Here is a 24,227-nt window from a genome sequence, read left to right as displayed (position 1 = left end):
TGCGGCATCCGTGCGCAGTCGGTGTGACGGGGGGAACAGCCGGTTCGGGTGTGGGCCAGGAGTGGACCGGTCGTGGTCCGTACGGGTGACCGGCAAGGCCGGCTGCTGCGCCCGGTTCCGTCGCCGCGTTCCCGGCCTGCGACGGCTGCCCGCCCGCAGCCCGGAGTACGGCAGCCCGCGAAAACCCGTTGCCCCGGGGAACGGGCCTCTGCTGCACTGCCCGACGGCAGCCGATCGACAACCGAGGAGAAACCACCCATGCGAAAGCAGCTCATGTTCGCCCCGACGGAACTCACCTTCTCCGAACAGGACATGACGCTTGACTCGCACCCTCAACCTCGGAATCCTCGCGCACGTCGACGCCGGTAAGACCAGCCTGACCGAACGCCTGCTGCACACGGCCGGCGTCATCGACGAGATCGGCCGGGTCGACGACGGCAGCACTCAGACCGACACCCTGGCCCTCGAGCGGCAGCGCGGCATCACCATCAAGTCCGCGGTCGTCTCCTTCGCCCTCGGCGACCTGACGGTCAACCTGATCGACACCCCCGGCCACCCGGACTTCATCGCCGAGGTGGAACGGGTGCTGGGCGTGCTCGACGGCGCGGTCCTGGTCGTCTCCGCCGTCGAAGGCGTCCAGGCACAGACACGGACACTGATGCGGACGCTGCGACGGCTGCGCATTCCGACCCTGCTCTTCGTCAACAAGGTCGACCGGCCCGGGGCCGACCAGGAGACGGTCCTGGCCGGCATCGGGCAGAAGCTGATCCGTGCCGTGGTGCCGATGGGCGGGGTCACGCGCCCCGGCACCCGCACCGCCCGGGTGAAGCCGTACGGCCCGGCCGACGCCGCTTTCACCTCCCGGCTCGCCGACCTTCTCTCGGAACACGACGACGCGTTGCTGGCCGCTTTCGTGGAGGACGAGTCGGCCCTGTCCCACCGCATGCTGCGGGACGCACTGGCCGTCCAGACCGGGCGGGCCCTGGTCCACCCGGTCTTCTTCGGCTCGGCGGTGACGGGCGCGGGCATCGACGAACTGGTGACCGGTGTGCGAGAACTGCTGCCTGCGGCTCAGGGCGACCCGGATGCCCCGGTCTCGGGCACGGTGTTCAAGGTGGACCGCGGCTCGGCCGGCGAGAGGCTCGCGTACGTACGGCTGTTCTCGGGGACGGTCCGGGTACGGGACCGGCTGCGGTTCGGCGGGAACGGAGCGGCCGCGGAAACAGCCGGTGCGGACGGGCGGACGGAGTCCACCGTCACCGGAATCAGTGTCTTCGAGGGCGGCTCGGCCGTCCGGGGCGCATCGGTACCGGCGGGAAGGATCGCCCTGATCCGCGGGCTGGACGGCGTCCGCATCGGCGACGCGGTCGGAGCACCGGGCACTCGTGCCCCGGGGCGCTGTCACTTCGCGCCGCCCACCCTCGAGTCGGTCGTCCTGCCCTGCCGCCGCGCCGACCGGGGCGCGCTGCACGCGGCGCTGACCGTGCTCGCGGAGCAGGATCCGCTGATCGGGCTGCGGCAGGACGGGATCCGCCAGGAGCTGTCGGTCTCGCTCTACGGCGAGGTGCAGAAGGAGGTCGTGCAGGCGACCCTGGCGGACGACTTCGGCATCGACGTCACGTTCCGCGAGACGACGACGATTCACCGGGAGCGGGTCGACGGCATCGGGGAGGCTGCCGAGTCGATCGGGGTGGAACCCAATCCGTTCCTCGCGACGGTCGGGCTGCGCGTCGGTCCGGCGCCCGCCGGTACCGGGGTGGACTTCCGGCCGGCCGTCGAACTCGGCTCCATGCCCTCGGCGTTCATGAAGGCGGTCGAGGAGACCGCGCGCGAGACCCTGCACCAGGGGCTGCACGGCTGGCAGGTCGCCGACTGCACGGTCACGCTGACCCACTCCGGATACTGGGCGCGGCAGAGTCATGCGCACGGCACCTTCGACAAGAGCATGTCGAGCACCGCCGGCGACTTCCGCCATCTGACACCTCTGGTGCTGATGGACGCCCTCCGGCAGGCCGGGACCACTGTCCTCGAACCGGTGCACCGGTTCCGGCTGGAAATCCCGGCCGACACGTTCGGGTCGGTGCTGCCGCTGCTGTCCCGGCTGGGCGCGGTACCCGACGCGCCGGCCGTGCAGGGGGCGGTGTACGCCCTGGAGGGCAGGATTCCGGCAGCCTCGGTGCACGGGCTCGAGCAGCGGCTCCCGGGACTGACGCGCGGTGAAGCTGTGCTCGAGTGCGCGTTCGACCGCTACCGGCCGGTCCGTGGGGCGGTGCCGGTACGGGAGCGCTGGGACAACGACCCGCTGGACCGAAAGGCCTACCTGCTGCGCGTCGTCAGGCGGGTGGCCGGGCACGGCCGGGACGGTGCGTCATGAGAATCGCACGGCAGGACACCGGGGGCAGATGTACGTGGTGGCTTGGTTCTCGGGGAGGGACAGGTGTCCATGGTCGGGAGGTGTCCCGGCCGGTGACGGCTGCTGTCTCGTCGGCGCTCCGGCACCCGGCACGTCCCGCCTGCTCGTCGATGCGCCAGAGCCGAAGCCGGTCCGGAACTCCGCTGCGCAACGACCGCGAACCACTTGACGGGCTCCCCGGCCTGAGGACAGGGCCGCCACCCGGAATCAACGGTCGACGAACTCGCCCGCCCGGCCGGTCTCTCCGCCGCCTGCAAGGGTGGGAAGGCGGCGGTCAGGAAATCGCGAAGTGCATGTCGCCGAACGAGAGCACGGCACCGAATACGTCGATCACCGCGATCCCCACGATCACCGACACCGACCATGTGCGACGGCCGGCCGGGGTGCGGATGAACTGCCGGGCAGCCAGCGCGAGCAACACGCCCTGGATCAGGAAGCACGGCTCGAACACCAGGATGTCCTGCAGGGCGGAGAGGCGGTTGCTGTCGGCCGCCGTAGCCGCGTCGACACCGGGCACCACGGGGAAGTCGACCGCGCCGTGCCGGCCGTTCAGGTAGAGGATTTTCGTGGCGAATCCGAAGACGGCGTGGGAGACGCACACGACAGCCCCGGCCCAGAGCGGCGCCAGCAGGACGAAGGCGGGAATCCGCCGGCCGACCGGGTGGTTCAGCGCGAGGACCCAGACCGCGCCGATCACCATGATGACGGACACGACCGCGTTGGCCGCCTTGGTCGTGGCCTGCGCCTGCGCCTGCATCACCGCAAGCGGCAGCCCCCAGGTGCCACCGACCGCCCAGTAGACGTGGATCGCCGTGAAGAGAAGCGTGAAAGCGAACGCCGAATGAACCCAGACCGGTCGGGGCGCCGGCCGGACTGCTTCCTGAGAACGCTCACGTGCATGAACATCGCTCTCGGCCGATACGGGTCCTTCGGATGTCATGCGAAATCCTTGCGCCTGAAACCTGATCGGACCGGAAAAACAGTATCAGTCGGCACCGATACGCAGACCGGAATTTTCGACGAGGAAGTCCGTTCCACGGATCGCCGACTCTGCGCTGCCATTGTCGACCGTCTCCCGTTCGACGGCACCGTCCTCTCCCGAAGCGGCCGCCTCGACGCAGGCGGTGGTCTTCCGGCCGGCCGTCGAACTCGGCTCCATGCCGTCGGGGTTCATGCAGGCCGTCGAGGAGACCGTGCGGGAGACCCTGCACCGTAGGGAGGCCGGGTGCGGGGAGGCGTCGTCATGGGCGCCGACGCTACTCCCGGAGCATGGGCACCGCACCGGCTTTCTCCCCGCCGGGTCACCCCTGCCCCAGGAGCCGGCCGAGGCCGGCGGGTGTCAACAGGTGGTCCAGCGCCAGCCGGTAGCCGCCCTCGGTGCCGGCCCGGTCCCCGAGCGAGGAGGTCTCGATGGACAGCGACCGGGTTGCGAGCGGCAGCGCCCGCCGGTAGACGACCCCGCGGATGTCGGCGAGGAGATCCTCGTGCAGGGCCGCCATGCTTCCCCCGAGGACGACGACGTCCGGATTGTGGAAACTCACGGCGGCGGCGAGCACCTCGCCGATGCGTTCACCGGCCGTGCGCACCAGACGGCGGGCCGGCGGGTTGCCCTCGGACACCAGACGGACCACATCCGCGGTGCTGTTCACCTCGAGTCCGGCCTCCCGCAGCGCCGCGACCAGGGCCCGGCCCGAAGCGACCGCCTCGACGCAGCCGGTGGAGCCGCAGTGGCACAGGACGTCCTCGTGACCGGGTACCCGGATGTGGCCGATGTCGCCGGCGGCTCCGGCGGCACCACGGTGGAGCCGGCCGCCGGAGACGATCCCGCAGCCGATGCCGGTGCCCGCCTTGACGTACAGCAGGTGTTCCGCGGAGCCGTGCCGGCCGACCTCGCCGAGTGCCATGAGATTCACGTCGTTGTCGACGAGCACCGGTGCGTCGTAGCCACCGGCGAAGAACGCGGGAACCCGGCAGCCGTCCCAGCCGGGCATGATCGGCGGGCGGACCACCGTCCCGGTGGCGAAGTCCACCGGCCCCGGCACCCCGATGGCCATCGCGCGCACGTCGCCGGCAGTCCGTCCCGTCCTCACCAGCAGGGTGCCGAGGAGGTCGTCGGTCCGGGCGAGGATGCGCTCCGGTCCCTCGCCGATGTCGATCTCCTCCACGGCGTGTTCCAGGACGGCCCCGCCGAGGTCGGTGAGGGCCAGGCGGCAGCGGGTGGCACCCAGGTCCACCGCGCACACCACTCCGAGGTCGGGGCTGATCCGCAGGGTGAGCGGGGGACGTCCGCGGGCGGCGGCCGACGAGCCGCTCTCCACCATGAGGCCGTGCGAGATCAACTGGTCGATCCGCTGGGAGATTCCGGCGCGGGACAACCCGGTGGCGGCCGCCAGGGCACCCCGGGTGGTGGCGGCTCCGGTGGCGACGAGGACGGCCAGCTCGCTCAACGTGCCCAGGTGGCGCTCCCCGATGGGCCCGGCCATGCCGCCTCCGCTCCGCCCCAGCAGGGACCGATCTTTATGTCAAAAACTAGCCGAACTTTTGATGTTGTCAGCCTAATTCACGGCCATTACATTCGGGCAACCGTCGATTGGGAGGCTGCGTTGACCGAAGTTCCCCTGAGGGTGGCCATCGCCGGCGCCGGCATGATCGCCCGCGTGCATCTCGACGCGGCCCGCAGAGCCGGGGCGCGGATCACCGGCATCTCCGCCTCGACCCCGGAACGCGGCCGGGCCGCCGCCGCAGAACTCGGCACCGAACGCGCCTTCGCGGACTCCGAGGAGCTGGTGACCAGCGACGACGTCGACGTCGTCCACATCTGCACGCCGAACGACTCGCACCGGCCGCTGGCCGAACTCGCTCTGCGCGCGGGCAAGCACGTCGTGTGCGAGAAGCCGCTGGCGACCTCCGCCGGGGACGCACGCGCCCTGGCCGACCTGGCCGCGAGCCACGGCGCGGTGGCCGCCGTGCCGTTCGTCTACCGCTACCACCCGATGGCGGCCGAGGCCCGGGCCCGGGTCCGTTCCGGGGCGCTGGGCAAGGTGCGCCTGCTGCACGGCCACTACCTCCAGGACTGGCTGTCCGAACAGGCCGACAACAACTGGCGGGTGGACGCGGCCGTCGGCGGCCCGTCCCGCGCGTTCGCCGACATCGGCTCGCACTGGTGCGACCTCGTCGAGTGGGTCAGCGGGCACCGGATCGCCGAACTCACCGCCCTGACCGACACCGTGCTCGCCGAGCGCAGCGCCGTCGCTGCCAGGACATTCAGCGCCACCTGCGAAGCCGACGAGTCCGGACCGGCCGCGCCCCGGCAGGCAGTGCGCACCGAGGACCTCGCGCACGTGCTGTTCCGCACCGACCTCGGAGCGAGCGGCACCCTGCTGGTCTCCCAGGTCTCCCCCGGCCGCAAGAACCGGCTGTGGTTCGAGGTGGACGGCGCCGACGCCTCGGTGACCTTCGACCAGGAGAACCCCGAATCACTGCTCGTCGGAAGCCGCCGCACCAGCGAGACCGTGGTGCGGGACGCCGCCGTCCTCGCCCCCGAAGCAGCCCGGCTGTCCGTGGTGCCCCCCGGCCATCCGATGGGCTACCGGGACTGCTTCGCCGCCTTCGTCGCCGATGTCCACACCGCCGTGCGCGGCGGCGGTGCCGACGGCGGTCCGTCGTTCCCCACCTTCGAGGACGCCGCCCGCACGGCGGCCCTGACCGACGCGGTGCTCGCCGCCGCCCGGACCCGAACCTGGACAGAGGTACCCACCCCATGAAACTCGGCTTTCTCACCGCCTGCCTGCCGCAGGTACCGCTGGAGCGCATCGCCGCCTGGGCGGCCGAGCACGACTACGACGCCCTGGAGGTCGCGACCTGGCCCGCGACCGGCTCCCGCGACTTCGAGGCCAGCCACCTCGATGTGGCCTCCTTCACCGACCGCGACGCCGAGCAGGTCCGCACCCTGCTCGACGGCCACGGCCTGGAGATCTCGGCCCTCGCCTACTACGAGAACAACCTGCACCCGGACGAGAAGCGCCGCGCCGAGATCGCCGAGCACGTGCGCCGCAACATCGACACCGCGCAGCTGCTCGGCGTCCCGTACGTGGGCACGTTCATCGGCCGCGACCCCGGCCGGTCGGTGCGCGAGAACATCGAGCTCGGCAACCAGGTGCTGCCGCCGCTGGTCGAGTACGCGGGCGAGCGCGGCGTGAAGCTCATCATCGAGAACTGCGTGATGGAGGGGTGGCACCCCGACGGCTACCCGGGCAACCTCGCCTACTCCCCCGAGCTGTGGGAGTGGATCTTCTCGCTCGGCTTCTACCTCAACTACGACCCCTCGCACCTGATGTGGCTGGGCATCGACCCGGTCGAGGCCCTGCGCCCGTACGTGGACCGGATCCCGCACGCCCAGGCCAAGGACGCCCAGCTCGACCCGCGGGCGCGCAACCGCTACGGCTTCTTCGGCAAGGCCGCCGAACGCGACGACCCGTGGGACATGGGCTGGTGGCGCTACCGGGTGCCCGGCCTCGGCGACGTCGACTGGCGCTCGGTCGTCGACACGCTCTACGAGGGCGGCTTCACCGGAACCCTCTCCGTCGAACACGAGGACCCGGTCTGGGGCAGTGACGAGGAGAAGGTCAAGCAGGGCCTCGTCATCGCCCACCGGACCCTGCGTCCGCTCATCGTCGCCTGATCCACCCCACGAGGAGACACCCTGATGGCACGTCCCCTGTCGGTGCAGCTCTACACGGTTCGCGAGGCACTGGCCGGCGATCGCGACGGAGTGCTGCGCCGCATCGCCGGCCTCGGTTACGGAGCCGTCGAGCCGTTCCAGCCGACCGCCGACCCGAAGGGCTTCCGCACGGTCGCCGACGACCTGGGACTGACGGTCTCGAGCGTCCACGCCATGGACCTGCTCGGCGACGCCCCGGGCGAGGTGTTCGAGGCCGCGGCGACCCTCGGCACCGATCTCGTGATCCTTCCCGCCGGTATCCCGGACGAGGACTTCACCACCCGCGACGGGCCGGCCCGGGCCGCCGACCTCCTCAACGGCCTTGCCCAGCAGGCCTCTTCGTACGGTCAGCGGATCGGTTACCACAACCACTGGTGGGAGGTCGAGCCCGTCGTGGACGGCAAGCACGGCCTGGAGGCCCTCGCCGAGCTGCTGGAGCCCGAGGTGTTCCTGGAGGTCGACACCTACTGGGCGTACGTCGGCGGAGCCGACGTCCCGGCCGTCCTGGAACGGCTCGGCGACCGGGTGCTCGCCCTGCACGTCAAGGACGGGCCGGGCGTCAAGGGCGAACCGCACACCGCGGTCGGCGCCGGCACCCTCCCGGTGCCGCAGATCCTCGCCGCCCGCCCGGAGGCGTGGCGGGTCGTCGAACTGGACGAGTGCGCCACCGACATCTTCGAGGCCCTGGGCGAGAGCCGCACCTACCTCACCTCGCTGGAGGGCGCATGACGACCGGAAGCCCGGCCGCATCGGGGCCGGTGGGCGTCGCCCTGATCGGTGCCGGGGTCATCAGCGACCAGTACCTGCAGGCTCTCACTTCCTTCCCGGACGTCCGGGTGGTCGCCGTCGCCGACCTGGACAGCGCACGGGCCGAGACTCAGGCCGAGAAGTACGGGGTGGAGGTGGCCGGGGACGTCGACCGGGTGCTGTCCCTGCCCGAGGTGGAGATCGCCGTCAACCTGACGGTCCCGGCCGCGCACGGAGTCGTCGCGCAGACCGCGCTGCGCGCGGGCAAGCACGTCTACGGGGAGAAGCCGCTGGTCCTCGAGCACATCGAGGGCGAGAGCCTGCTCGCCGAGGCAGCGCAGCGCGGACTGCGGGTGGGCTGCGCGCCGGACACGTTCCTCGGCGCGGGCATCCAGTCGGCCCGCCGGGCGATCGACGCGGGTTCGATCGGCACACCGATATCCGCGGCCACCGCCACGCTCAGCCCGGGCCCGGAGAGCTGGCATCCCAGCCCGGAGTTCCTCTTCCAACGGGGAGCGGGGCCCCTGTTCGACATCGGTCCCTACTACCTGACGGCACTGGTGTCGCTGTTCGGCCCGGTCGAGCGGGTGGCGGCGACGGCTCGCCAGGGCAGGGCGCAGCGGGTCATCGGATCGGGGCCGAAGGCGGGCACCGCCTTTCCGGTCGAGGTACCGACGCACGTCACCGCGCTGCTGGACTTCGCGACAGGGGCGAGCGCGTCGTCGGCGTTCAGCTTCGACTCGGCCCTGCCCCGGACGATGATCGAGATCACCGGTACCGAGGGGACGTTGTCGGTCCCCGACCCCAACACCTTCACCGGCGCCCTGAAGATCCGCGGTCCCGGAGACGAGGACTGGCGCGACCTGCCGGTCGAGGGCACGGACGCCGGGCGCGGCATCGGTGTGCTGGACATGGCCCGGTCGTTGCGGGCCGGTACCGGTCACCGGGCGTCGGGCGACATGGCGCTGCACGTGCTCGACACCATGTCGGCGATCGAGGCGTCGGCGGAGTCGGGCGAGTTCTGGGCGGTCGCCTCGCCCTGCGACACCCCGGAGCCGCTGCCCGCGGACTGGGACCCGCACGCGAAGACGCTGTGAGCAGACGGCGGGGCCACAGTCCTGGTGGCCCCGCCGGAGCCGGCTCCGGCTTTCTCGCCCTGATGTGCCCTCGGTCTGGTGGAGTCAGCTCAACAAGTCCGACTGCGGGGGTTCGGCAGCCGGGCTGTCAGCCGGCTTTCGGAGCGGTGCCCGGTCGGTGCATGGTCCGGACCGGGGTGCTCAGGTGCATGACGATCGTGAGCGCCGCGGCCAGGGCGGCGAAGAGGAGGAACGTCGGCGCCTGCCCGGCGTTGTCGAGCAGCAGCCCGGCGAGCGGCGGCCCGGCGGGCCCGGCGACCCCGGCCGCGAGCATCGCCGCGCTGACGACCCGGCCTTGCAACTCGGGCGGCGTGATGTCGATCTGCGCCGCGAAGAGCGTCGCGTTGGCCGGCGTGGCGACGAAGAACATCAAGGCCAGCAACGCGCCGATCACATAGGTGTCCTGGACCTGTCCGAGCAGCACGAGCGCGACGCAACAGGTCCAGCCGAACACATACACCAGCACGGCAGGAGTCAGGCGCTTGGTCAGTTGGGGCGAGGCCCACGCCCCGAGGATCCCACCGAGCGCCCCCATGCTGAGCGCCGCGCCGACGTGGAACGCGGCGTCACCGCCGGTGCCCTGCAGGGCGATGACGGCGATGGTGAGGCCGGCGAAGACGACACTGAAGCCGACGGCACACGCCAGGGTGACGCGCAGGAACGGGGACGACGCCACGTACCGCAGCCCGACGGGGATGTCACGCCAGAGCGTACGGAGACGCTCCGGCGCCTGGCTGCTCCGCATCGGGCTGCGCACCAGCGAGGTCAGACCCGCGCACGCGAGGTAGGAGACGGCATCCGCCAGGACCGGCACGGCGGCGCCGACGCCGTACAGATACCCGCCCGACGGCTGCCCCGCGAGACCGGCGAGGTGACCCCGGGCCTCGTTGTACGCAAGCGCGTTCGGCAGCTGCTCGGCCGGGACGACGTGACGGACCGCGACGGCCTGCGCCGAGTCGAAGAGCGCGCCGCAGACCGAACCGAGCACGGCGGCGACGAGCAGGTGCGCCAGGGTGACGTGCCCGGTCAGGATCACGACCACGATCGACAGGGTGGTGGCCGCGCGCGCGAGGTCGGGCACGACCATCAGCGGCTTGAGGGGGTACCGGTCCGCCAGGACCCCCGCCGGCAGCCGCATCAGCGCGGCGGCGGCCATGCCCGCGAAGCCGACCACCCCGGCCATCGTCGCCGAGTGGGTCGCGCCCAGGGCGAGCAGCGGATACACGACCGTGGTCATGCTCGATCCCAACGAGGACAGGGCCTGCCCGGTCCACAGCAGCCTGAAGTCCCGATTGCGCCGTAGTGGGCGCGCTTCTCCGAGCGCACCCGGCGACGTCGCGGGCTGCGACACCACGTCACCTTGCCCGGGCATCGGCCGCCTTCCCACCATGTCCTGATATCGAGGCCGTCCCCGCAAACCTGTGTGGTCCCGGCCGAGGCTCGGCCGGGGACCGCGCCGCCGGGAACGTGTTCGGGCGCGCCAGGCCCGTGCTCGCCACGATCCGGTCCCGAACGGCAGGGTCGGCGGGCAGGCCGCCCTCGGCCAGGGCGTCAAGCAACGCCCCTGCCACCGGCGGCAGTTGGGCCCGGTGCACGACGGCATGCGGCACGCACTCGCCCAGGTGCTCCAGCAGCGCGGTCACCACCGGCGAGCCCGGGGCCTGGAGCACCGAGCCTGCGAGCACGACACCAACCGCCTGGCCCGTGTCCAGCAGACCGACCTGACGGGCCGCGACCCTCGCGTAGCGGGCGAAACGTCTCCCCTGTTCGCCCACGATCGCCCGGGCCACCGGGTCACCGGCCGTCGCCGCATCGGTGACGGCCGGCGCGCAGCGCACTCGCTCCGCGAACCCGGGCGAGCCGACCCGGCGGGTGAACCAGTGCATCAGCTCGCGCACCGACTCCAGACCGTAGAAGGCCGGCAGGTCCTGCGTCAGCCGGGTGGCCGGGGCTTCGCCGAGCTCCGCCAGCGCGATCGCCCGGACCGCCTCGTGGGCCAGCCCCATGGCGCCCATCGCGTGCTGGCTCCACATGCCGAGGTCCCACAGCCGGCCGTCGTCCCCGCGGGCGGCGACGGCCGCGGCGGTGCCACCGACGAGCGCGACACCCCGGCCCGACGGCTCGCCGCAACGGATGGCGGCATAGCCGTCGTTGAGGATCGAGCAGGGCAGCCTGCACCGCCAGCGTTCCGCCAGCGCTGCCTGCCAGAACTCGCGGTCCTCAGGCCAGTCCACGCCCGCCAGCCGCAGCGCCGCTCCCGCCAACCGGTCCGGCCCCGCTCCCGCTTCGGCGAGGGCGTCGCCGACGGCTGCCAGCACCGCGGCGACCGCTGCCTGCGGGGTCTCGGCGCCGTAGATGTCGCCGCAGCCGGCCCGGCCCGCTCCCACTATCTCGCCCGTCGCGTCGCAGACCAGGGCCGCGGTCTTGCTGTTCCCGGCGTCGACGCCGAGGTAGAGGCGCGTCATCGGGAGGGGTGGAGCCGCTGCGGGAGCCAGGCGGCCTGAGCGGCGGCCATCTCGTCGTAGAGCGCCTCGGCGACGGGCAGCGACGGGACGAGCGGGTGCGCGGCCATGGCCCGTACGGCGTCCGTCCGGTCGCCGTCCCATGCGGCGTCGGCGGCGAGCATCTGGTACTGGGCGAGCTGCTGGGTCAGACCGAGGCCGGAACGCGGCAGCGGCTTCTGCGGTTCCGGGTGGAAACCCTTCGCGTCGACCGTGCCCCAGAGTTCGACCACGGTTCGCTCCTCGAACCCGGGGAGGACGCCACCGGTGTTGGGGACGTTGAACGGCAACCGTGCGCCGGTGTCGTTGTAGAAGGCGTTCATCGCGTCGATGGCCAGCTCCAGCTCGTGGATGCCCCCGCGGGAGCGGGCCGGGTCGAGCTGCGGCGCGGCGGAGGCGGCCTGGTCACGGTAGTGCGTCCAGTAGTCCGGGAGCTCGGCCATGATGTCCTCGGACCGGGTGGTGGGCGCGAGTTGGAGCTGCCGCAGGATCTCGTCCCGGTAGTAGTAGTAGCCGAAGTAGTCGGCGGGGATGGCGTTCATGGCGACGGCGAGGTGCAGCACGCGCTTGAGGAAGGGCTCGGCGGCCGGGTCGTCCTTGAGGGCCTGCCAGCGCTCGCGCAGGATCGGGAAGGCGTCCTCGCCGTCGTAGCTGGCCTCGGCGGCCCAGCAGTTGTGGTTGAGGCCGGCCATGGTGGCCTTCAGGCGGTCCGGTTCCAGTCCGGCGGCCCGCGCGACCGAGTGCGGGAAGAAGATCGGCCCCTCGCAGAACGACACCACGGGGATGTCCGTGTGGTCGGACACGGCCTGCGAGACGATGTTGACCGGGTTGGTGTAGTTGAAGATGCGGGCGCGGGGGGCGACGTCGGCAAGGTCCTCGCACAGGCCCTTCATCACCTGGACCGAGCGCAGGGCCATCATCATGCCGCCGGGACCCTGGGTCTCCTGGCCGATCACGCCGTACTTGAGCGGGATGCGCTCGTCGAGAGCCCGCGCCTCGAAGCCGCCGGGGCGGAAGCTGGAGAGCACGGCGTCGACGTCGCGTACGCCCTCCCGCCGGTCGGTCGTGGCGGTGACGGTGATGTCCAGTCCGGCGTGGGCGGCCATCTTCTCGGTCATCGTCCGCACCACCTCCAGACGGTCGGGGTCCAGGTCGATCAGGACGAACTCCGAGCCGTCGAACTCCTCCCCGTGGTGGACGAACGAGGCCATGGTGCCGGGCGCGCGCGAGGAACCGCCGCCGAGATATGCGATCTTGATGCGGGCCATGATTCTCCTTGGGGCTGCGATCTGCGGGGTCAGGAGCGGGCGGCGGCGAGGTCGACGTACAGCAGGGGGTCGGCGCACTCGGTGACGACGGTGGCGGGCCAGTCGGGTTCGTAGTGCTCGGCCGCGGTGAGCCGCCGCACCGCTTCGGCCTTGTGTGCGCCGTGCGCCACCATCACGACGCTGTGCGACTGCGCGCGGATGGTTCCGGTGCCGACGGTGACGCCGTGGCGCGGCACGTTCTCCAGCCGGCCGCCGAAGCCGGCGAAGGTGGCCAGGTTGTCCCGGCGGGTCTGCTCGGCGAGCGCGACCACGCGGGTGGGGGCGTCGCGATGGGTTCCGGCCGGGTTGAAGGCGATGTGTCCGTCGCCTGCTCCCGAGGCGAGCAGGAACAGCTCGACGCCGCCGAGTTCGGCGATGCGCCGGTCGAACGCGGCGGGATCGGCCGGATCGGGCACCAGGAAACGGTCGGGGTTGATGCCGGTGCCGAGCGCCGCGGCGTTGAGGCGCCGGAGGATCTCGTCGCGGCCGAAGCGCACGCAACTGTGCGCCGCGGACGGGTCGACGTGCCGGAACGTGCCGTCGGGCTGCGGCTCGGCGTACTCGTCCATCATCGCGACCACCAGGTGTCCGAGGGGCAGCCGCCGGGCTCGCACCTCGTCGGCCAGGGCGTGGTAGGTGGTCAGCAGACTGCGGCCGCCGGGGCAGCCCAGCACGTAAGGGCGGCGGCCGGCCGATGCGGCGGCGATGCCGTCGGCGATTCGTGCGGCGAGCGCGGCTCCCAGGCTCTCCGGGTCGGGGAACACGGTCGGGGTCACACGCACGGCAACTCCTTTGCGAACCAGTTGTCAACGGGAACACTGTCGGTCTGACCGGTCTGGTCACGGGCTGCGGGCGCCGGAGCTCGGGCAGTCGGCCTCCGACATCCCGGCATGTTCCGGTGCCGCCCTGCGCGGACCGTCTCCTGCCCGGCCGAGCCGCGGCCCCGGGCGCCCCGTTCGTCCGTCAGGTCACGAGCGGGGAGCCCGGGCGGTTCAGGAGGAGCGCGGGTCGTGCTTCGCGCGGTCGTTCCCGTCCTCAGCGGTCTCGGCGGCGTAGACGAAGTCGGGGAAGGTGCTGCCGATCTCGACGACGCGCCCCTCGGCCGCCGACCGCTGGGCAGCCAGCATCACTTCGAGCGCGTGGTAGGCGTGCTCGGGGCGGGTTACGGTCGGCGTGCCGTTCTCGATGCACTCCACGAGGTGACGCAGACCGTCGGTCCACGGCCACTGCGGGTTCGACTCGGGGACGATCTCCCACGAGCCGCGCTCGTTGGACCACTGCTCGAACCCGTCGGGCGCCCAGTCGTCGCCCAGCATCTGCAGCGTCCCCCGGGAGCCGTACAACTCCACGGCCGGCGACTTGTACTTCTGCATGGTGAAGCCCGTGGCGATCGAGGCGAAGCGGGCGTCGCCGAAGTCCAGCACGACGTGGGCGTTGTCGTCCGCCCGGACCGGGACCATCTCGCCCTCGGCCTCGCGCTTGGCGACGGCCGTGCCCACCATGGCGGTCACGCGCCGCACCGGGCCGAAGAACCCGCACAGGCTGGTGAGGTTGTAGACGCCGAGGTCGAACAGCGCGCCGCCGCCGGACTCGTAGAACCAGCGCCCCCACCACGGGCCCGACCAGCCGTACCGGGACCGGCCCAGGTGGAGATCGCCGATCTCCCCGTTCCGCACCCGCTTGTGCATCTCCTGGTAGGTGGGCGACAGGGCGACGTGCGGGGCGCAGACGAGCAGCCCCGGTGCGGTCTCGGCGGCCTTCATCAGCTCGGCGGCCTCCTCGAGGGAGGTGGACATCGGCTTCTCGACCAGGACGTGCTTGCCCGCCTCGAGCGCGGCGCGGGCCAGCGCCCCGTGCTCGTTCATGCTGGTGAGGACGAGCACGATGTCGACGTCGTCGCGGTCGATCAGGCCCTGGGGACCATCGATCGAGGTGTCCATCCCGAACCGGTCCGCCGCCGCCTCCCGCTTGGCGGGATCCGGGTCGTAGCCGGCGACCAGGCGTACCCGGTTCTCCTGGGAGAGACGGGTGATCAGTGCTGCGTACGGACCGGAGAACACGCTGCCGAGTCCGAGCACACCGAGGCTCAGGGTCATGGCGTCAACTTCCTTCCAGGGGTGGGGTGCCGGGGCGTGGGGTGGTGACGTTCAGGACGACCACTCGGGACGCTGCCAGGGGAAACTGCGGGGCTCGTCGAGCGGTTCGGACGGACACGCGAAGGACATGATCAACGCGCGTCTCGGCTCACTCGTGGCGTTCGGCCCGGCGTAGTGCAGGGTGCGGGCGTCATGGACCGTGGCGCCGCCCGGCTGCAGCGGGCAGACGACCGGCCCCGTGACCGCACCGGTGTCGGCGAGGACCAGCCCGTGCGCGTCCGGATGGATCAACCGGTGCTCCAGCACGGGCAACCGGTGGCTGCCGGGCTGGAACTCCATGCAGCCGTTGTCCTCGGTGGCTTCCTGGAGCGGCATCCAGATGCTGAGGGCCCGGTGGCGTCGGGCCGGGTCCCAGTACGCCTCGTCCTGGTGCCACGGGGTCTCCACGCCGTGGTGCGCGGGCTTGCGGATGGCATGCATCCCGGTCGGGACGGCCTCGGGGCCGAGCAGACTCCGCGCCACGAGAGCGGCGTTGCGGTACGCCTCGGTCTCGCGGAGTTCGGTGGCGTAGCTGTCGGGGCTCAGGATCTGCGGCAGCAGGGGCGCGCCGTCCGGGTCGCCGGCGAGTTCGAGGTGGTCCCGCTCGGCGATTCCCGAGCCGGGCTCGAACAGCCGGTCGTAGACGTCCTGGAGCGACGCGGCCTCCGCCGCGGAGGTCAGGCTCTCCAGGACGAGGAAGCCGTCCCGCAGGTACGCCTCGCGCTGCACGTCGTTCACCGGCGCGGCATCGTGCACGGTCATCGACCGCTCCTTCCTGCGTGGACTCGGGGGCGAGGACTCCACCGTCGCCGACCGGGGGCCCGCCGGTCTTGTCCCGGAGGCTCATCCCGTTGCCTGCAAGGAGGACTCCTGGGCCGGCCGGCCATAGGCGGGCGCGCCGCTCGACGAAGCCGACAGCCTGCGGAAATGGGTGGGGGTGAGGCCGTAGGTGCGCTTGAAGGCGCGCGAGAAGTGGGCGGCGTCGGCGAAGCCGTGCTCGACCGCGATGGCCGTCGCGGTGCCCCGGGTGGTGGCCAGCGCCGCGCGGGCGCGGCTGAGCCGCAGCGCCTGCAGGTAGGCCATCGGCGGGACGCCGACGACGTCCTTGAAACAGCGGGCGAAGTGCTTGGGCGACAGGTTCGCCGAGCGGGCCAGGGTGGCGATGTCGAGATCCTCGGACAGGTCCCGCTCCATCAGCCCGAGTGCCGCCTCGATCTCCGGACGCCGACTGCCGGGTACGGTGCCCACGTCGCCGTGCCGGTCGACGAGTTCGGCGGTCGCGAGTTCCGCGTGGCCCCGGGCCCGCAGCGCGGACCCGGGGCTCGGGGACCGGCCGCTGCGGACCGCCTCGTGCAGGAGGCGGACCGCGGCGCCGTCGGGGGCGGCGATACGGATCGGGAGACCGAGCAGACCCGAGAGCTCGACGGCGCCGAACAGTTCGACGCGGAAGCCGAACCCGGCGAAGCGCAGCGGCTCCCCGCCGACCGCGATCGTGGACCGGGCTACCCCGGGGAGCAGGATGCCCAGCTCCCCGGGGCCGACGTCGGCCGACTGCTCGCCCAGGACGAACCGGCAGCAGCCGGAGAGGACCTGGACGATCTCGCCGTACGGCTGCACGTCCAGGTCGATCCGCCAGTCCGCGCCGACCGTCACGTCGTAGGTCTCGACGAGCCGGAACGACGCCTCGTGCCAGGTACCGACGTGGTCGACATGCGCCATCGGTTCTCCTCCTCCCCAGGGCCGGGGCACTTCCGCAACCGCCCCGGCCACCGCCCCCGCACGGTCAGTTGAGCCGGATCCGCAGCCGTGCGCCGTCCTCGCCGCCCGGCCAGGTCACCAGCCGTCGGCCGTTCTCCGCCTCGCTCACCTCGGCGCCACTGCCCTCGTCGACCAGAACCTCCCGGCCGGTCTCGAGCAGCGCGCTGCCGGGGCCCTCGTCACGGCGCAGCAGGATCGTCGAACCGTCGCCGGCACCGTCCGGTTCGGCGGTCGCCCACCGCAGGACGGCGCCGTCCAGGGGGATGTCGAGCGGCAGCATCCGTCCGCTGCGCACCGGCAGTTCCAGCTGGGCACCGCCGGCGAAGGGCACGCCGTCCACGTCCAGCGTGAATTTCTGCGGGACCTGGGCGACGTTGACGAGGTGGACGATGCGCCGGCCGTGCGCGTCCGCCGTGCTGGTGACGACCAGGCCCGGTGCCTCGCCGCGCGCGACCAGGCGTCGCTGCACGCCGAGCCGGCCGACCAGGGCTCGCCAGAAGTCGAGGTGGCACGGGTAGTCGCAGGCCATGACGATCGCGTGGCCGCCGTCCTCGGTCCGCACCTCGAGGGCTACCGGGGAACCGTCGGTGACGTCGACGGCGAGCGGCTGCGCGTCGGTCGCCCCGGTGGCGCGCAGTCGCTGGAGCACGCCGACGCGGACCTCGGGCTGGGGGCCGGCCCAGTCGGTGGCGCGCACGGACGGGAAGTAGTGGACCGTGCCGTCGACTGTCCCGGTGACGGCTACGCCGAGGGCGTCGGCGAGCACCGTGCACGGCGTCCCGTCGTCGTCCAGGACCGGCAGCACACCGTGCAACAGCAGGCGTCCGCCACCCCGGAGGAACGCGGCGAGCCGTTCCTGCACGGCCCGGCCGAGGACGGGCGGTGTGGCGAGGGCCAGCGCCGGTCCGTCCGGGTCGAGGTCGGCGCCGGCCGACGTGGGGGCAGCGGACAGGTCGACGGAGGCGAAGGAGTGGCCGCCGAGCAGCAGGGAACGGGCCAGGATGTCGCGCGGGCCCATGCCGCGGTAGCGCTCGATCTCGTGCACCAGCTCGCGCCGGCGTGCGGCGTCGGGATGGGCGTACTCGGTGAGGTAGTGGTCCTGGACGTAGCCGAGGACGATGTCGTCGTGCTCCTCGTCCATGTCCGCGAGGAGGTGCTCGGCGCCGTGGACGGCACGGACCACGTTCCGGACGGCCGGGTAGGTGGGGCTGAGCCGGCCCTCGGGGTCGACCGGGGCGGCGAAGCCGTGGCGCTCCCCGGTGAAGGCGATCCGGTCGTTGCCGTCCCCGACCGGTTCGTCCAGCGGCGGGTTGTGTCCGCCGGCGAAGAGGTAGTAGCTGATCAGGCGGTTGCCCTGGGCGACGCACAGCCGGGTCTTCAGCTCGGTGGCCTGCGGGCTGGCCTCCCGGCTGAGGTCCTCGCCGTAGTTGCCGGTGCCGGACTCGAACTCCAGGGAGGTCAGGGGCTGGTCGGCGTCGTGGACGGCTGCCATGAACGCGTTCATGACGTACAGGTCCGGCACGTTCTCGACGGTCAGTTCGTGGATGTAGTGGTCGGAGCCCGAGGTGGTCTGGGGCACGCCCGCGTACGACTTGGAGAGCTGGCTGATGCCGATCGGGAAGGTGCGGCCGCGGCCCTCGGACGTTCCGTGCAGGTTGATCAGGAACGGGACGTCCCGGATGCCGTGCTGGACGGAGACCTCGCGCAGTCGCAGCAGATAGCGGGCGTACCGGTCGCGGTGGTGGGCGCCGAGGTCGTGGTGCAGAGCGAGTTGCTGTGCCTCGGTGCCTCCCCGGGTTCCTCCGGAGCGCCAGTGGGCGGCCCAAGATGGGGTGTCGCGTGGGTCGGCACCGTACCGCTGCTGCGCGCCGTCGGCTCCGAACTGCTCGACGGCCCAGGAGGCGAGGTCGTCGAGGGTGGGATCGGTCAGCTCCGGGGTGTTGGTGACCCAGGAGAGCATGCCGACCTCGTTGTCCAGCTGCACCGCGGCGACGGGCCCGCCACGGGTGACCAGGTGGTCGGCGAGAACGGGCATGATCTGCGCGAACCAGCGCTCGCACTGGGCGAGATAGCCGGGTTCGAGGTAGTCGAGGGTCTGTGTGGGGCCGCGCTCGCCCTCCCAGCCGAGGGGGAGGGCTTCGGGGTGCTCGCGGTAGATGCGGAAGGGTATGCCCTCGTTCTTCAGCTCGGCCATGACGAACGGGCCGGGGCGGGCGATGACCAGCAGATTGCGCTCGGCCGCCAGCTCGAGGAACCCGACCAGGTCGCGGTACTCGCTGGTGGCGCCGGTCAGGTCGACCTCGCCGGAGGCCGTCTCGTGGACGAGCCACGGCATGTAGCCGGCGACGGCGGTGCATCCGGCGGCGACGAGCTTGTCGAGCCGGTCGGCCCAGTCGCGGCGGTGGAGGCGGAAGTAGTGCACTTCGCCGGCCATCAGGACCCGCGGAACACCGTCGACGAGGAGCCGGCGCCGCTCCAGGCGTACACCTCCGGCGGGCTGTTCGGGGTCGTTCAGGTGGCCGGAAATCGTCGTCGGCGTCGGGTTGTCTGCAGGGGATGTGCTCACGGGAGAGTCCTCACCGGGTGATCGTCAGGGGGCATCGGCTGGACGGCCACGGGCCGTTGGCTCACCGCCGAGGGGGCGTTGACGCGGGTATTGCCACCGATGAAGTCATCTGGTTAGGGTCGTGAAACCGGTCTCTTGAAACCGGTTTCAGGAACATATCGGGAGCCGAGCCAATGGGCAACAGTCGCGTAACCGTTCGATGGGTGGCCGAAAAGGCCGGTGTTTCGCCCGCCACCGTTTCCCGGGTCTCACGCGGTTCCACGCAGGTTTCACCGGAGCTGCGGGACCGCGTGCTGCGCGTCATCGAGGAACACGGCTACCGGCCCAGCCACTTCGGGCGCGCCCTCGCCGAAAAGCGGCACGGCGCACTGGGCCTGGTGTTTCCCGGGCTGTCCGGGCCGTACTTCTCCGAGCTGATCCAGGGATTCGAGTCCGAGGCGCTGGAGACGGGCGACCAGGTGTTTCTGCTGGCCTCCCACTACCGCGCCGACACCGACGCGAAGGTCCTCGACCTCGCCGCCCGGGTCGACGGAATGGCGATTCACGCCGGAACCGTCTCCGAGGCTGCGGTCGAGGAGGTGGCCCGCCAGATCCGGGTGGTGATCATGGCCGGGGAGGCGGGCCCCGCGCAGGCATCCGTGAGCACCGACAACAGCACCGTCGGCGACCTCACCCGGCATCTGATCGTGGACCACGGCTACCGCCGGCTCGCCTTCGTCGGGCATCCCGAGGGCTCCCCCGACGTGACCGCCCGCTGGCTGGCGTTCCTCGCCGCGCACCGGGAAGCCGGGGTGGAACCCCCGGCCGACCCGGTCCGCCTGGGTCTCGCCCAGTCCGACGGCGCGATCGCCGCCCGCATGCTCCTGGACGAGGGCCGTCCGCCCGAGGCCGTGGTGTGCGCCAACGACGAGACGGCCCTCGGCCTCACCCTCGGCGCGCTCGGCCGGGGGCTGCGGGTCCCGGAGGACATCGCGATCACGGGCTTCGACGACATGCCGATGGCGGCGCTCGTCCGGCCCGGCCTGACCACCGTGCGGCAGCCGGTCCGTGAACTGGCCACGACCACCGCCCGGTTGCTCCACGCCCCACTGACCCAGAAGGACGGCGACACCGTCCTCGACACCGAGCCGGTGCTGCGCGGATCGTGCGGCTGCCCCGACGGCGCGACCCGCCCGACGGCACGTACCGGCGGCGACGGCTGACCGTCACCGCTCATCCGGGGGGTCCCGGGCACCGCCGCCCACAACCTGCGGCGCGCCCGGCACGTATGTGACCAATCACCGAACACCGGCATGCCTGCCGGGCCGCACCCATGGAGACCTCAATGATGAGACGACCCCGGAGCACGACCGCCCTCGTGGCGGGTATGGCAAGCCTGAGCCTGTTCCTCACGGGCTGCACGGGCACGGAGAACGCGGACGCCTCCGCAGGCTCCGACGGAATGATCAACTACCTCAACTTCGGCGACTTCGGCGGTGGTACGGCCCCGAAGGCCAACTACAACCCGTACCTTCCGGCCTTCAAACTCAGCGCCACGGACTACGTCCACGAGCGCCTCATGATCGTCGAGGGCACGAAGTGCCGCGAGGTCCCCTGGCTGGCGACGTCCTACGAGTGGACCGACCCCAAAACGCTGGTGTTCGACGTCCGCCAGGGCGTGAAGTGGAACGACGGCAAGCCCTTCACCGCCGAGGACGTCGCGTTCAGCTTCAACCTGCTCAAGAAGCACAGCGCTCTCGACTCCGTCGGCGTCTGGGACTCCGATCTGACGTCGGTGAAGGCCACCGGCGGCAACAAGAAGGTCACCTTCTCCTTCGACAAGCCCGGTGCCACCGCGTTCACCAGAATCACCGAGACGGCGATCGTCCCCGAGCACATATGGTCGAAGGTCAAGGACCCCACGACCTTCACCAACGCCAAGAACCCCGTCGGCACCGGCCCGTTCACCGTCAAGTCGCTGAACCCGCGCCGCCTCGTCATCGAGCGCAACCCGGACTACTGGCAGGCCGACAAGGTCAAGGTCAAGGAGATCCGGTTCAACAAGGCCGACGCCGGAGGCCAGGTCGAGCAACTCAAGCTCAGCCGCGGCGAGTACGACCAGCAGGGCATGTTCATCCCGGACATCAAGAAGTCCTACGTCGCCCGCGACCCGGAGCACCACAAGTACTGGTACGCCCCGGGCGGTTCGATCAGCGTCTACATGAACCTCACCGAGAAGCCCTTCGACGACGTGAAGTTCCGCCGCGCCCTGACCACGGCCTTCGACGACAAGACGGTGATCCGCAAGGCGCAGCTCGGCTACGTCAAGGAGGCCAGCCAGACCGGGCTCGTCGTCCCGGGCCAGGAGAAGTGGCTGCCGAAGGGCATCGAGGACCAGGGCCGTATCGCCTACGACCCGAAGGCCGCCGACAAGGCGCTCACCAAGGCCGGTTACGAGAAGGACTCGCAGGGCCGGCGCCTGGGCAAGGACGGAAAGCCGATCTCGTTCAGCTTCAAGGTCCCCGGCGAATGGACCGACTGGGTCGCCTCCGCCGACATCGTCATCAAGAACCTGAAGTCCCTCGGCTTCGAGGTCGAGAAGGAGACGCCGAGCCCGGACGCCGCCATCGAGGACCGCCAGACCGGCCGCTACGACATGACGTTCGGCGTCCACGGCGGCAGCTGCAACATGTACAACAACTTCTCCGACCCGCTGAACAGCGACCGCACCGCGCCCATCGGCAAGAAGGCCATGAGCAACGAGGTCCGGTGGAAGGACGCGAAGACCGACGAGCTGCTCGCCGACCTGAAGTCCGCCACCAGCGAGAAGGACCAGAAGAAGGCGGTCGCCGGACTCACCCGCGTCATGACGGACGAGGTCCCGATGATCCCGATCTGGTACGGCGCCAAGTGGTTCCAGTACAAGACCACGAAGGCCGTCGGCTGGCCGAACGCGGAGAACCCGTACGCCTCGGCTGCCGACCCGCTGCTGTGGATGACCCACCTCAAGCCGGCCAAGGACTGACCCATGACCTATTTCGTCCGGCGTGCCGGCTTCTTCCTGGCCACTCTGTGGGCGGCGGTCACGCTGAACTTCCTGATCCCCCGGCTCCAGCCGGGGGACCCGGCCCAGGCGATCCTGTCCCGTCTGACGGGCAAGTCGCAGGCGGTGGATCCGGCTCAGCTGGAGGCCGTCCGCAAGATGCTCGGCGCGCCGGACGGAAACCTGCTGGCCCAGTACGGGGACTACCTCGGGGCGCTCGCCCACGGCCAGTTCGGCATCTCCTACACCTACTACCCGTACACCGTGACCGACGTGATCGGCGACGCGATCCCCTGGACCCTGGTCCTGGTCGGCGTCACCCAGATCCTGTCGTTCTTCATCGGCACCGTGCTCGGCGCCTGGGCCGCCTACCGGCGCAACACCCGGGCCGACTCCTGGATCACCCTCGGATCCACCTTCGTCGGCACCCTCCCGTTCTTCTGGCTCGCACTGCTGCTGATCTTCGTCTTCGCGATCACGCTGCGCTGGTTCCCCGACGGCGGCGGCTACGGCGGCGGCAGCCAACCCGGCTGGAACTGGCTGTTCTTCTCCGACGCCTTCCAGCACAGCGTGCTGCCCGGCCTGTCGCTGCTGATCACCGGGCCCATCGGCTGGATCCTCGGCATGCGCAACAACATGGTCCAGACCCTCGGTGAGGACTACGCGCGCCTCGCCCGCGCCAAGGGCCTCTCCCGCCGCCGGATCGCCCTCACCTACGGGGCACGGATCGCGATCCTGCCCAACGTGACCGGCTTCGCCATCGCGCTGGGGAGCATCCTCGGCGGCACGGTCCTCGTCGAAACCATCTTCAACTACCCCGGGATGGGGCGGCTGTTGCTGGAAGCCGTGTCCAACAAGGACTTCCCGCTGATGCAGACCCTGTTCCTGTTCACGACCGTCGGCGTGCTCATCGCCAACTTCCTCGCCGATGTGGCGTACGGATTCCTCGACCCCCGGGTCCGGCGGACGGAGGCAGCATGACCACCCCGAGCAGTACGTCCATGACCGCGCCGGCACCCACGGGGGCCGGCGACACCGAAGGCGTGCGCGTCGCCGCGATCGCCGCCGGCCGGTCGAACCGCCTTCCCGGCTGGTTCGTCATCCTCTGGCGCAACGGCAAGTGCCGGTTCGGGCTGTGGATGCTCCTGGCCTTCGTCCTCGTCGCCGTGTTCGCCCCGGTCATCGCGCCGTACGGCCCGCGGGTGGACGACTTCGGCCTCTCGGAGGGCCCCACGGGCGCCCACTGGCTCGGCACCACCGCGCGCGGCGAGGACGTGTTCTCGCAGATCGTCTACGGTGCCCGCACCTCCCTGCTGGTGGGAACGGTCGCCGGGGTGCTCAGCACGATCGTCGCCACGGCCGTCGGCCTGACCGCCGGCTACCTCCAGGGGACGGTGGACGAGGTCCTGTCGTTCTTCATCAACCTCGGTCTCGTGGTGCCCGTCCTGCCCCTGATGATCACCCTCGCCGCGTACTCGCCGGTGAAGGGACTCGGACTCATCATCGCGGTGATCACGGTCACCGGCTGGGCGTTCGGCGCCCGCATCAAGCGGGCCCAGATCATCACGCTGCGCACCCGCGACTACGTCACCGCCGCCAAGTTCGCCGGTGACGGCACCGCGCGGATCATCGCCTACGAGATAGCACCCAACATGATGTCGCTGATCGTCGTCGGCTTCATGGGCTCCGCGCTCGGAGCGATCGGCGCCGAGGCCGGTCTGGCCTTCCTCGGCCTCGGCGACCCCGCGACGACGAGCTGGGGCACCATGCTCAACCAGGCCAGCATGGGCGGTGCCATGACGACCGGTCAGTGGGCGTGGCTGGTGGCCCCGGGAATCGTCCTGGCGCTGCTCATCACCGCTTTCACGCTGATCAATTTCGGCGTCGACGCGCTGAGCAACCCGCACCTGAGGGAGGACTGA

General features: G+C 71.3%; 20 protein-coding genes. 9 read left to right on the top strand and 11 right to left on the bottom strand.

Annotated features, from left to right (window positions below):
• Positions 1-319 precede the first annotated feature (319 nt).
• Positions 320-2,374 carry an elongation factor G gene (locus M1E25_RS07355; RefSeq protein WP_251411526.1) on the top strand — a complete coding sequence of 685 codons (2,055 nt, stop codon included), beginning with the start codon at positions 320-322 and terminating at the stop codon, positions 2,372-2,374.
• A gap of 313 nt (positions 2,375-2,687) precedes the next feature.
• Here the strand turns inward: M1E25_RS07355 and M1E25_RS07350 are convergent, their stop codons facing one another.
• From M1E25_RS07350 to M1E25_RS07340, 3 genes are all read right to left on the bottom strand, one after another.
• The gene (locus M1E25_RS07350; protein WP_251411523.1) at positions 2,688-3,353 is read right to left on the bottom strand and encodes a DUF3995 domain-containing protein; all 666 of its coding nucleotides are present in this window, start codon (positions 3,351-3,353) and stop codon (positions 2,688-2,690) included.
• Positions 3,354-3,398: 45 nt separating this feature from the next.
• Positions 3,399-3,587: a hypothetical protein gene (locus M1E25_RS07345; RefSeq protein WP_251411521.1), complete on the bottom strand. Its 189-nt coding sequence runs from the start codon at positions 3,585-3,587 to the stop codon at positions 3,399-3,401.
• Between the two features lie 127 nt (positions 3,588-3,714).
• Positions 3,715-4,896 carry an ROK family transcriptional regulator gene (locus M1E25_RS07340; RefSeq protein ID WP_251411518.1) on the bottom strand — a complete coding sequence of 394 codons (1,182 nt, stop codon included), beginning with the start codon at positions 4,894-4,896 and terminating at the stop codon, positions 3,715-3,717.
• 120 nt (positions 4,897-5,016) lie between these two features.
• On the opposite strand from M1E25_RS07340, the gene M1E25_RS07335 reads away from it, so the two are divergent.
• The 4 genes from M1E25_RS07335 to M1E25_RS07320 are packed head-to-tail and all read left to right on the top strand — an operon-like array spanning position 5,017 to position 8,977.
• Positions 5,017-6,177 carry a Gfo/Idh/MocA family protein gene (locus tag M1E25_RS07335; protein WP_251411515.1) on the top strand — a complete coding sequence of 387 codons (1,161 nt, stop codon included), beginning with the start codon at positions 5,017-5,019 and terminating at the stop codon, positions 6,175-6,177.
• Positions 6,174-7,094, top strand: a complete 921-nt coding sequence (locus tag M1E25_RS07330; RefSeq protein ID WP_251411512.1) for a sugar phosphate isomerase/epimerase family protein — start codon at positions 6,174-6,176, stop codon at positions 7,092-7,094. Before M1E25_RS07335 ends, M1E25_RS07330 begins: the two co-directional genes overlap by 4 nt.
• Positions 7,095-7,118: 24 nt before the next feature.
• Complete coding sequence (locus M1E25_RS07325) at positions 7,119-7,862, top strand: sugar phosphate isomerase/epimerase family protein (protein WP_251411510.1); 744 nt, start codon at positions 7,119-7,121, stop codon at positions 7,860-7,862.
• A complete protein-coding gene (locus M1E25_RS07320) occupies positions 7,859-8,977 on the top strand; it encodes a Gfo/Idh/MocA family protein (RefSeq protein ID WP_251411507.1) in 1,119 nt (372 codons plus the stop codon). The genes M1E25_RS07325 and M1E25_RS07320 overlap by 4 nt, the downstream gene beginning before the upstream one ends.
• Positions 8,978-9,104: 127 nt before the next feature.
• Here M1E25_RS07320 and M1E25_RS07315 read toward each other — a convergent pair whose 3' ends face one another.
• The 8 genes from M1E25_RS07315 to M1E25_RS07280 all read right to left on the bottom strand — a co-directional run bounded on the left by M1E25_RS07315 (position 9,105) and on the right by M1E25_RS07280 (position 19,283).
• On the bottom strand, positions 9,105-10,388 hold the full coding sequence (locus tag M1E25_RS07315; RefSeq protein WP_251411506.1) for an MFS transporter: 1,284 nt from the start codon (positions 10,386-10,388) through the stop codon (positions 9,105-9,107).
• Positions 10,372-11,481 (bottom strand): N-acetylglucosamine kinase, encoded by a 1,110-nt coding sequence (locus M1E25_RS07310; RefSeq protein ID WP_251411503.1) that lies wholly within the window; start codon positions 11,479-11,481, stop codon positions 10,372-10,374. The genes M1E25_RS07315 and M1E25_RS07310 overlap by 17 nt, the downstream gene beginning before the upstream one ends.
• On the bottom strand, positions 11,478-12,785 hold the full coding sequence (locus M1E25_RS07305) for a family 4 glycosyl hydrolase (RefSeq protein WP_251411500.1): 1,308 nt from the start codon (positions 12,783-12,785) through the stop codon (positions 11,478-11,480). Before M1E25_RS07305 ends, M1E25_RS07310 begins: the two co-directional genes overlap by 4 nt.
• A gap of 29 nt (positions 12,786-12,814) precedes the next feature.
• Positions 12,815-13,600 carry a 6-phosphogluconolactonase gene (locus tag M1E25_RS07300; protein WP_251411497.1) on the bottom strand — a complete coding sequence of 262 codons (786 nt, stop codon included), beginning with the start codon at positions 13,598-13,600 and terminating at the stop codon, positions 12,815-12,817.
• Positions 13,601-13,816: 216 nt separating this feature from the next.
• The gene (locus tag M1E25_RS07295; RefSeq protein WP_251411494.1) at positions 13,817-14,920 is read right to left on the bottom strand and encodes a Gfo/Idh/MocA family protein; all 1,104 of its coding nucleotides are present in this window, start codon (positions 14,918-14,920) and stop codon (positions 13,817-13,819) included.
• Positions 14,921-14,971: 51 nt separating this feature from the next.
• Positions 14,972-15,721 carry a phytanoyl-CoA dioxygenase family protein gene (locus tag M1E25_RS07290; RefSeq protein WP_251411490.1) on the bottom strand — a complete coding sequence of 250 codons (750 nt, stop codon included), beginning with the start codon at positions 15,719-15,721 and terminating at the stop codon, positions 14,972-14,974.
• 81 nt (positions 15,722-15,802) lie between these two features.
• Positions 15,803-16,678, bottom strand: a complete 876-nt coding sequence (locus tag M1E25_RS07285; RefSeq protein WP_251411487.1) for an AraC family transcriptional regulator — start codon at positions 16,676-16,678, stop codon at positions 15,803-15,805.
• A 64-nt stretch (positions 16,679-16,742) separates the two neighbouring features.
• Entirely contained in the window at positions 16,743-19,283 is a 2,541-nt protein-coding gene (locus tag M1E25_RS07280; RefSeq protein ID WP_251411484.1) for a beta-galactosidase, read from the bottom strand.
• 203 nt (positions 19,284-19,486) lie between these two features.
• On the opposite strand from M1E25_RS07280, the gene M1E25_RS07275 reads away from it, so the two are divergent.
• From M1E25_RS07275 to M1E25_RS07260, 4 genes are all read left to right on the top strand, one after another.
• Complete coding sequence (locus M1E25_RS07275; RefSeq protein WP_251411481.1) at positions 19,487-20,485, top strand: LacI family DNA-binding transcriptional regulator; 999 nt, start codon at positions 19,487-19,489, stop codon at positions 20,483-20,485.
• Positions 20,486-20,607: 122 nt separating this feature from the next.
• Positions 20,608-22,287 carry an ABC transporter substrate-binding protein gene (locus M1E25_RS07270; RefSeq protein ID WP_251411478.1) on the top strand — a complete coding sequence of 560 codons (1,680 nt, stop codon included), beginning with the start codon at positions 20,608-20,610 and terminating at the stop codon, positions 22,285-22,287.
• Positions 22,288-22,290: 3 nt separating this feature from the next.
• A complete protein-coding gene (locus M1E25_RS07265) occupies positions 22,291-23,286 on the top strand; it encodes an ABC transporter permease (protein WP_251411475.1) in 996 nt (331 codons plus the stop codon).
• Positions 23,283-24,227: an ABC transporter permease gene (locus M1E25_RS07260; protein ID WP_251411472.1), complete on the top strand. Its 945-nt coding sequence runs from the start codon at positions 23,283-23,285 to the stop codon at positions 24,225-24,227. The genes M1E25_RS07265 and M1E25_RS07260 overlap by 4 nt, the downstream gene beginning before the upstream one ends.

This window comes from Streptomyces meridianus, from assembly GCF_023703325.1.
In the GTDB taxonomy this organism is placed as follows: domain Bacteria; phylum Actinomycetota; class Actinomycetes; order Streptomycetales; family Streptomycetaceae; genus Streptomyces; species Streptomyces meridianus.
This window is presented reverse-complemented; position numbering and strand designations above follow the sequence as displayed.